Here is a 7,841-nt window from a genome sequence, read left to right as displayed (position 1 = left end):
TGGCCGAGCGGGTCGGGCTGGCTGGTGGAGATGATCCAGTCGGCGTTGCCCGCCGTCTCGGCGTGGCCGTTGTCGAACAGGATGCGGTGCGTGGTGGCCGCGTGGGCGGGCGCGGCGCCGGCCGCCTGGACGGCGGCGCCCGTGACGAGCAGTCCGAACACGGCCAGCGCCGTGGTGAGTCTGTGGCGGGATCTTCTGAATCCGAGCATCCGGCGAACCTCCGTGAGGGGTGGGGAGAGGCGGTGCGGGCGCCAAGTCTGCGCGCGTAGAACGGAAGTTGGTCATCCACCACGCGACAGATTCTTGAACGGTACATGGCGAGACGGCGACTGAACAGGAGGGCGCCGGAGCCGCATCCCGGGCCGCCCGGAGCGGAGCGGACTGCCTTCGCGTACAGGGGGCACATACATAACTGCGGGGGACCGACAAAGAGGAGCGGAGATGGAGATCTCAGGCATCATCAGTGCCATCCTCATCGGCATCATCATCGGCGTACTGGGCAGGCTCGTCGTCCCCGGACGCCAGCGCATCGGCATCCTGTGGACGATCCTCGTCGGCATCGTGGCCGCGTTCATCGGCTCAGGGATCGCCGCCGCGTTCGGCGTCGCCGACACCAAGGGCGTCGACTGGATCGAGTGGCTCATCCAGATCGGACTGGCCGCCCTGGGCGTCGCGGCTCTCGACCGGGCGAAGGTGCGCCGCTGACGGGGAGGCGGACGCGCCCGCGGACGCGGGCGAGGGGGCAGCCCGGCGTGCCGCGCGCTCAATTCCGTTGCGGGTGGCACGTCGCTACGGCTACGTTCTGCGGGCTTCGCCCCCGCACACCCGACTCCACGGAGAGACCTTGCCGCCGCGCATCACGCCGCTGACCGACCCCGAGCCCACACCGTCGAGCCGCCGACTGGTATGGCTGGCCTCCGGCACCGACGGAGCCCCCGTGGGCTCCGTCTTCCTGCGGCTGTTCACCAAGGAGGGACAGGAGCATCTCGCCGAGCTGGAGCTCGCCGTACACCCTGCCGAGCGGCGGCAGGGTGTGGGCAGCGCGCTCCTCGAGGCGGCTCTCTCCGCGGCGCGCGACGAGGGGCGGCGGTCGCTCGTCGCGCAGGCCGAGACCGGCTCCCCCGGCGACCTGTTCCTCGCTGCGCGAGGCTTTCGCCGGGTACTGGCCCTGACGTACACGAGGCTCGCGCTCGCCGACGTCGATCCCGCGGCCATCAGCGAGATCGCCGAACGCCCGCATCCCGGCTATGAGTTGACGCAGTGGGAAGGCACCGTGCCACCCGAGCTGGCGCGGACCTTCGCCGACTCGCGGCGGGCCATGGACGACATGCCGATGGAGGGGACCGACTACGGAACCGTCGTATGGGACGTGGACCGGGTGATATCGGCTGCCGAAACCGTCGCGAAGCGCGGGGAGTTGCTCCACACGGTCGCCGCGGTGGACCGCTCCGACGGCTCGATCGTCGGCTTCTCCGAACTCGTCGTGCCCGGCGACGGCCGGGGTGACGCCCAGCACTACGGGACCGGCGTGCTGCCCGAACACCGCGGCCACGGCCTTGGCCTCTGGATGAAGGCGGAGTCGATCCGGCTGGCGCGTCGGCGATACCCCGAACTCGGCGGCCTGCTGACGGACACCGCCGACAGCAACGCCCCCATGCGCGGCATCAACGACGCGCTCGGCTATCTGCCCACACACAGCGCGGTGGAGTACCAGCTCGATCTCTGAGCAGGCGCTGGATGCGCGGACAGCTTGGTTCGGGCCTGATCGCGGCCCGCCGACGCGGCTCCCCCTCCGCTGTCGGCGGGCCTGCCGCCTCGACCGAGCGCCGGCGCGGGAGAGTCGAGCGCGACGGGAGGCAGTCCCCGGGACGGCTGGCGTCCACACCTTCAGCATGCCGTCCTGCCCTCTCGCCCGCGCGGGCCGATCGGCCCCCAACCTCCCTCCGTTCGGCCCACATTCGAGCGTCAGGCACCCGCCTTGAGCGCGGCCAGTCCGTCGTGGCTGGACGGATAGGCGGGGGCCCAGCCCAGTTCTCGCTCCGCCTTTGCCGCGGAGACCCGCATGGTCGTCCGCATCATCACGTGCGCGTACGACATCGGCTTCATCAGCCACAGCGGTACGGTCATCGGTTTCGGCAGGCCGAACTGCTCGGCCACGGCGCGGACATGGGCGGCGAAGCCCAGCGGGGTCCGGTCGACGATGTTGTAGGCCTGTCCGGGGCGGCCGTGCTCGACGGCGGCGGCGACCGCGCGCGCGGCGTCGACGAGGTCGATCCACGGCAGGACCCGGCCCCGGTCGTCGGCCACGGGGAGCTGCCTCTTGCGCAGCATGGGCAGGATGGCGTCGGTGCCGCCGGGGCCGTAGAAGAGGCCGAAGCGCAGTGCGATTCCCTCCAATCCGCTCGCCTCGAAGGTGAGTCGCTCCTTGATGCGCATGGCCGCGATGTGCTGTTCCAGCTGGGGCGTAGCCCCCTGCGGGCCGAAGGTGTCGTCCTCCGTGAGGACGTCGTCGCCGTGATCGCCGTATCCGTACCCGAAGACCATCGACTCGGCGACGAGCCGCCGCGCGCCGGTGAGCCGTGCGGCCTCGACGAGGTGGGCGGTGCCGTCGATGCGCAACGCGTTGGTCGCGTGCATGTCGCGGTGGCGCAGGGGCGCCTTGCGCAGGGCGGTGGCAGCGAGGACGACCGTGTCGAAGTGCTGCCCGTCGACGGCGCGCAGCAGTGCGTCGCGGTCCGTCAGATCGGCCTGGACCCCGTTGGCGGGGCCCCGGCCGAGACCGGTGACCTTGTGGCCGGCATCGGTCAGGGCCCGGGTGACGTGCCGGCCGAGAACGCCGCTGGCGCCGGCCAGGAGAATGCTCTGGTTCGTCGTCATGCCGGTGCGACGGATCGGCTGGGCCGGAATGTGACATCGACGCCCGGACGATGTTCCCCCGTCTGCGGCCGGCGCTCCTACCCGTACACGTACGGCGTCGTCGTGGTCAGTGGCTCGAAGCCGAGGCGGGCGAGGACGGGGCGGCTCTGGCTGGAGGCGTCGACCTGGACGTAGCGGTAGCCGCGTTCGGCCGCGACGCGGGCGCGGTGGGCGACGAGGGCGCGGTAAATGCCGCGGCCGCGCCAGGCCTCGACCGTGCCGCCGCCCCACAGTCCGGCGAACCGGGTGCCGGGCAGAAGTTCCATTCGGGCCGCGCTGACCGGCACGTCACCGGCGAGGGCCACCACGGCGACGACCGTGTCCGCGTCGCCGGTGAGCTGGGCGAGCAGCTGGTGGCGCAGGCGCGTGCCGTCCGTACCGAAGGCCTGTTCGTGGACGTCGGCAACCAGGTCGACGCCCGCGCGGTCGGTGACGGGAAGCAGCCTGACGCCCTCGGGCGGCTCGGCGTCGAGTGCCAGGTCGCCCAGTTCGGCGACCATCAGCGTCTCCTCGGGCTCGGCGGTGAAACCGGCCGCCCGGAGCCGCTGCCCGAGATCCTCCGGCTTGTCGTGCCCGTAGAGCTTCCATTCGAACTCTCGCCCGAGGTCGGAGAAGTACCGGACCTGGTCGGCGATCGCCGCGTCGGCACCGGTCTCGTCCAGGTCCGACCAAATCACCCCGTTCCAGCCCCGCTCGGCGCCGACCTGGCGCACCACGTCTCCTACGCGCTCGACCCGGGCATCCGGGGCATCGGGTCGCGCTCCCTCCCGCATGTCTCGATCGAACAGGGCCAGTACCGCAGCGTGATCCATGGGATCACTCCAGCATCCTGGGGTGACTGGGGCAATGGGTATTTGTCGTTGACTGACAGCACCCGGCGTACAACCTGGCGCTCGGCCGGCTCCAGCGATACCCGTGCGAAGCCGGCCCGCTGCTTCTCCGGGGTGTCCCTCCCGTTCGGCAGTCGGCCGACGTAGACCGGCACGACGTCGGAACCGGCGCGCCGCCCGGTGTTCCGAACCTCGACCGTGACCTTGGCGGTGTCCCCCGCGCGCCACCCGGTTCGATGCCTTGGACGCGCAGCTAGGAGAAGCTCGGTATGGTCTGGTCGCACTACGACATCGCCTGGGAAGAGGGCACGGCCACCGTACGCGGATGGGCTGCCGAACACGGACACCTCCTGGCCCCGCGTGACGCCACCCGCCAGGGCGCGAAGATCACATCTCTCCGTCTGCGACCCATAACCACTGCGCCAGGAGGCCCGGACATTACGGTCCGGGCCTTCACCACCGGTTGTCCGCCGCGGACGGAACGGCCACCGTCCTGGGCTCGGCAGGTGGGGCGCTTCGTAGGTCCGTGCCGCTGAGCGGTACGAGTTGGGCGGCTGCGGGTCATCGGTACGCCTTGGGGAGGTAGAAGCGGCCTGTGCGTCGTGCGGGCCGGAACGGATTCCGGTCCTGCTCGGCTACGTTCGGATAGTTTTCGAACCTTCCGTATCCGTTCGGGCGACGTACAGACCCTGGAAAGGACCGGGTCCGTCCGCCAGTACTATGGCGATCCTCGACAGCGCGGCAGCACCGCTCAACACCCCTTCGAGCGGCGGCTGTTGACGCATCGCCCAAGGGGATCGGTCGGAATCTTCTCGTCCTGTTCTCTGCGGAGTATCCCCTTCATCGTCTGCGACCTCGGGCGATGCCCCATCCCTCACTTGATCACTCAGGGTCGTTACTTGTAAGTAGGGAGTCACCAGGTGGGTCTCCAGACCGACAGGAAAGGGTCTGGGGAGGCCTGCCTGATGATGGGTCACCGATGCGGGACTGAGCTCCTGCACCGAGGCGCCGGCGGTGCCGTCAACTGTTCGAGAGGTATTGAGCGATGAGTCCTAACCCTCCCCTCCGTCCGTCCCCGGAGGGAGAACGCCCGCCCCCCGATGGCGCTGAAGCGGGCCTGGCTTCCGAGGTGGACGAGAAGGGGATTCCGTCGGCCGTCGACGACTTGGTCGCCGAGGCGGACGAGACTCTCGCAATGGAGGCGGGAGAGGAGACGCAGGACGACGGCCGCCTGAGCCTGGCGCGCCGCAAGGAGCTGTTCCGGTTGTTCGACGAGGTGCGACTCCGGACCTTCCTGGCCTACCCCGACCCCCGGAGCAACTTCGACGCCCTCACTATGGAGGCCTTCACGCGTGCCTTCTTGGAGCTGGCCGCCGGAGAGAGCGACGAGGAGGTCTACGAGAAGGTGATGGATAACGCCACGCAGCTGGCGGCCGACGACCGCGAGTACTTCGCGAGCCGCCGGGGCTTCCCCGCGGTCCACATCCCCTCCCTCGTAGACCTGTTCGGATTCAAGGCCGGCGAGGAGTTCCACACCTGGCTGACCGTCGTCGACAGCATCGAGATGCCCGCCCGGGCGGTGTACCACCTCCGTGACGTGTTCGGCATGACGAACAAGGAGGCCTCCGAGTTGCTGGGTTGCAGCGAGGGATGGACCAGCAAGCTGTACTCCCGAGCCGAGATACACCTGACGTCCGCCGGCGTCCCCGTGGAGGAGCTCAAGGAGTGCTTCTTCAACATAGAGATCAAGAGGAGGTAGGAATGCACGACCTCACGTCAGACCGCATAAGGGCGCGTCTGATCGAGTACCCCTCGGGCCCAGTCACGTCGGAAGAGCGGCGCGATGTCAACGAGCAGCGCTTCGCGATGCTGGAAGCCGAGATCGAAAGGCGGATCAACGGGGGCAAGGCTGCCGACGCACCCTGGGCGACGCCGTCCATGAGCGCGGAAGGGATGGTGCAGGCGGCCTTCCAGACGCTGCGGCACCTGTCCGACGAGGCGGTCATTCACCTGATCGCCATGGGACAGCTGCTCTGGACGACGTTCGGCAACCCCACCAACACCATCACAGCCAAGGTCACGACCGCCTCCACCACCACGACGTCGACCACGACCATGACCACGAAGGAGATCTGCGACCACCTTGAAGAGGCCGCCCCGCTTCATACCCGTACGCGGCGGAAGGAAAGTACTGTCAGCCCGCCCGACCATGGCGGCCGCAACGAAGGTGTCATCCCCGACGTACAGAGCACCACGGCTCTAGCGAGGTGACGCCATAATGCAGGCCGCCGCTCCTATGGCCTCGACAACCCGGAGCGGCGGCAACCGGCGCCTCACCCAGAAACACCGGGCAAAGCAACCGCCTGCCAAGGGTTGCATACATCTGCCCGCCACGAACCGGTCGTGACGAAGAAGTCACACCACCGATTCCTGATCACGCTGTCGCACATCAGCGCAGCGTCCCCTGTACGCGTCAGCACCCCTTGAGCAGAAAGCACACCACCATGCCGAGCAATGGCGCCCCGCAGAAGAAGACCGCCGCGAAGAAAGTGGCGAGCTCCACGGCGGCCAGGAAGACCGCGACGAAGTCGACGGCCGCGAAGAAGACCGCATCGAGGAACACTGTCTCCAAGACGACTGCCTCCGCGCCGACGAAGGCGACTGTGCCCAAGCCGCGGCCGAAGGCCGTGGTCCGTGCCGCGCCCCAGCCCAACCCGTCCGACGAGGTCGACAGCACGTACCAGGACGACGATGTCGTCGTCAGGAAGTTCCTGTCGAACCGCCGCAAGCGCCGTCAGCTCCGTGCTCTGAAGATCGCCAGTTACGTGCTGATCGGCTGTTTCCTGGCAGCCCTGGGGCTCACCATCTGGCAGTTGACGATTCCTTCCATGTTCGCTGGGGTGTACGCGGGGCTGACCGGCGTCTTCGCCACCTGCATCGGCGTCTCCGTCACCGTCTACCACTACCGCCGCAAGAGCGACCGAGACGACCCGCGCACCTGACTACCGAACAACGGTCAACTACCGCGATGGGCCGCACAGAATGCTGGGCGGCCCGTCGCCGTACGAGACAGTGGCTTGGGTTCAGAAAGGGGGGTTGGTCGGAGGAGCCTTTCGTCGAAGTAGTCGGCGCAGGCCCGGACAAGTCAAAGATCGACGCGGTCCTGCGTGCCGTGTGCAGCATCAACGGCCCGGCCCCGACAGTCGGCGCCGGCCGGAGCCAGCTGCCGCATCGTCAAATTCGTGCGGTAGGACACGGCCACCAGCAGCACAGGCTCGGCCAGCGGCAACCGCCACGGACGCCCCCATCCGCACCCTTCGCCGCCGCGTTCACACACCGCCCTCAGCAGCCGTGCGAACTGATCCGCCCGAAGCCCGGTGAACGCATCAGCCGCGTGGAGGCGGATCGGCGTCACACCCGCCGGCCATAGCGGCGCTCCGGCCGGCCCGCGACGCCGTAGTGCAGGGACACATCCGCGCTGCCCGTGGAGTGGAAGTACTCCAGATAGCGGCGAGCGCTGACGCGGGAGACGCCGGTGAGGGCGGCGCATTCGGCGGCGGAGAGGGTGCCGTCGGTGCCACGCAGGGCGCGTTCGATCAGCTCGGCGGTCTCCACGCTCATGCCCTTGGGCAGGGTGCCGCCGGACGTGGGTACGGCTGTTCCGGCCAGGACGCGGTCCACGTCGGCCTGGCCCCGTACGACGGTGGTCATCAGGCGGCGGCGCTGGGTGGCGTAGCGCTCCAGGCGCGGCTGGAGGTCCTCGAAGTCGAAGGGCTTGAGGAGATAGTCGACGACACCGTGGCGTACGGCGCCGCGCAGCGCGTCGGCCTCGCGGGCGGCGCTGATGACCATCACGTCGCAGTCGTGTCCGGCAGTGCGCAGCCGTGGGATGACGTCGAGGCCGAACATGTCCGGCAGATAGAGGTCGAGCAGAACCAGGTCCGGGCGCAGCTCCGCCACGGCGCCGATCGCGCGCTCTCCGGTGCTCGCCGCGCCGACCACCCGGAACGGCTCGACACGTTCGACGAAGGTCGGCCTTCGCCTGACGACCGCCTCACGGCGCCTGCTGGGTACGCGCAGGCGCCCGGGCCTGGC

At 69.2% G+C, this 7,841-nt stretch carries 10 protein-coding genes and 2 pseudogenes; 5 read left to right on the top strand and 7 right to left on the bottom strand.

The annotated features are described in order from the left end of the window. Positions 1–209 (bottom strand): annotated as a pseudogene (locus ACIBK0_RS38105) (hydrolase); the annotation flags it as partial. 232 nt (positions 210–441) lie between these two features. Between ACIBK0_RS38105 and ACIBK0_RS38100 the strand changes: the two are divergent. Then, positions 442–705, top strand: coding sequence for a GlsB/YeaQ/YmgE family stress response membrane protein (locus tag ACIBK0_RS38100; RefSeq protein WP_399090302.1), 264 nt, complete (start codon positions 442–444; stop codon positions 703–705). Positions 706–844: 139 nt separating this feature from the next. After that, on the top strand, positions 845–1,726 hold the full coding sequence (locus ACIBK0_RS38095) for a GNAT family N-acetyltransferase (protein WP_399090299.1): 882 nt from the start codon (positions 845–847) through the stop codon (positions 1,724–1,726). A 239-nt stretch (positions 1,727–1,965) separates the two neighbouring features. Here the strand turns inward: ACIBK0_RS38095 and ACIBK0_RS38090 are convergent, their stop codons facing one another. The 3 genes from ACIBK0_RS38090 to ACIBK0_RS38080 all read right to left on the bottom strand — a co-directional run bounded on the left by ACIBK0_RS38090 (position 1,966) and on the right by ACIBK0_RS38080 (position 3,901). Further along, on the bottom strand, positions 1,966–2,877 hold the full coding sequence (locus ACIBK0_RS38090; protein ID WP_399090296.1) for an NAD-dependent epimerase/dehydratase family protein: 912 nt from the start codon (positions 2,875–2,877) through the stop codon (positions 1,966–1,968). Between the two features lie 77 nt (positions 2,878–2,954). Further along, a complete protein-coding gene (locus ACIBK0_RS38085; RefSeq protein WP_399090293.1) occupies positions 2,955–3,728 on the bottom strand; it encodes a GNAT family N-acetyltransferase in 774 nt (257 codons plus the stop codon). Further along, on the bottom strand, positions 3,638–3,901 hold the full coding sequence (locus ACIBK0_RS38080) for a hypothetical protein (protein WP_399090290.1): 264 nt from the start codon (positions 3,899–3,901) through the stop codon (positions 3,638–3,640). The genes ACIBK0_RS38085 and ACIBK0_RS38080 overlap by 91 nt, the downstream gene beginning before the upstream one ends. 974 nt (positions 3,902–4,875) lie before the next feature. On the opposite strand from ACIBK0_RS38080, the gene ACIBK0_RS38075 reads away from it, so the two are divergent. Together ACIBK0_RS38075 and ACIBK0_RS38070 are read left to right on the top strand one after the other, a co-directional pair. Beyond that, positions 4,876–5,505 (top strand): hypothetical protein, encoded by a 630-nt coding sequence (locus ACIBK0_RS38075; protein WP_399090287.1) that lies wholly within the window; start codon positions 4,876–4,878, stop codon positions 5,503–5,505. 2 nt (positions 5,506–5,507) lie between these two features. Then, the gene (locus ACIBK0_RS38070; protein WP_399090284.1) at positions 5,508–6,017 is read left to right on the top strand and encodes a hypothetical protein; all 510 of its coding nucleotides are present in this window, start codon (positions 5,508–5,510) and stop codon (positions 6,015–6,017) included. Positions 6,018–6,219: 202 nt separating this feature from the next. Here ACIBK0_RS38070 and ACIBK0_RS38065 read toward each other — a convergent pair whose 3' ends face one another. After that, on the bottom strand, positions 6,220–6,378 hold the full coding sequence (locus ACIBK0_RS38065) for a hypothetical protein (protein ID WP_399090281.1): 159 nt from the start codon (positions 6,376–6,378) through the stop codon (positions 6,220–6,222). Positions 6,379–6,409: 31 nt separating this feature from the next. Between ACIBK0_RS38065 and ACIBK0_RS38060 the strand changes: the two genes are divergently transcribed. After that, the gene (locus tag ACIBK0_RS38060; protein ID WP_399090278.1) at positions 6,410–6,748 is read left to right on the top strand and encodes a hypothetical protein; all 339 of its coding nucleotides are present in this window, start codon (positions 6,410–6,412) and stop codon (positions 6,746–6,748) included. 212 nt (positions 6,749–6,960) lie between these two features. Here the strand turns inward: ACIBK0_RS38060 and ACIBK0_RS38055 are convergent. Together ACIBK0_RS38055 and ACIBK0_RS38050 are read right to left on the bottom strand one after the other, a co-directional pair. Next, positions 6,961–7,161: pseudogene (locus ACIBK0_RS38055) on the bottom strand (hypothetical protein); the annotation flags it as partial. After that, positions 7,158–7,826 (bottom strand): response regulator, encoded by a 669-nt coding sequence (locus tag ACIBK0_RS38050; protein ID WP_399090318.1) that lies wholly within the window; start codon positions 7,824–7,826, stop codon positions 7,158–7,160. The gene ACIBK0_RS38050 and the pseudogene ACIBK0_RS38055, both read right to left, overlap by 4 nt. Positions 7,827–7,841 lie beyond the last annotated feature (15 nt).

Origin of the sequence: Streptomyces sp. NPDC050564 (assembly GCF_044457265.1) — a bacterium.
Lineage (GTDB): Bacteria > Actinomycetota > Actinomycetes > Streptomycetales > Streptomycetaceae > Streptomyces.
The sequence above is the reverse complement of the archived record's forward strand: the minus strand, read 5'-3'. Positions and strand labels throughout refer to the sequence as shown.

Excerpts from the sequence above, each read along its gene's own strand:
- ACIBK0_RS38100 (WP_399090302.1), top strand. The coding sequence starts at position 442 with ATGGAGATCTCAGGCATCATCAGTGCCATCCTCATCGGCATCATCATC.
- ACIBK0_RS38090 (WP_399090296.1), bottom strand. The coding sequence starts at position 2,877 with ATGACGACGAACCAGAGCATTCTCCTGGCCGGCGCCAGCGGCGTTCTC.
- ACIBK0_RS38085 (WP_399090293.1), bottom strand. The coding sequence starts at position 3,728 with ATGGATCACGCTGCGGTACTGGCCCTGTTCGATCGAGACATGCGGGAG.
- ACIBK0_RS38070 (WP_399090284.1), top strand. The coding sequence starts at position 5,508 with ATGCACGACCTCACGTCAGACCGCATAAGGGCGCGTCTGATCGAGTAC.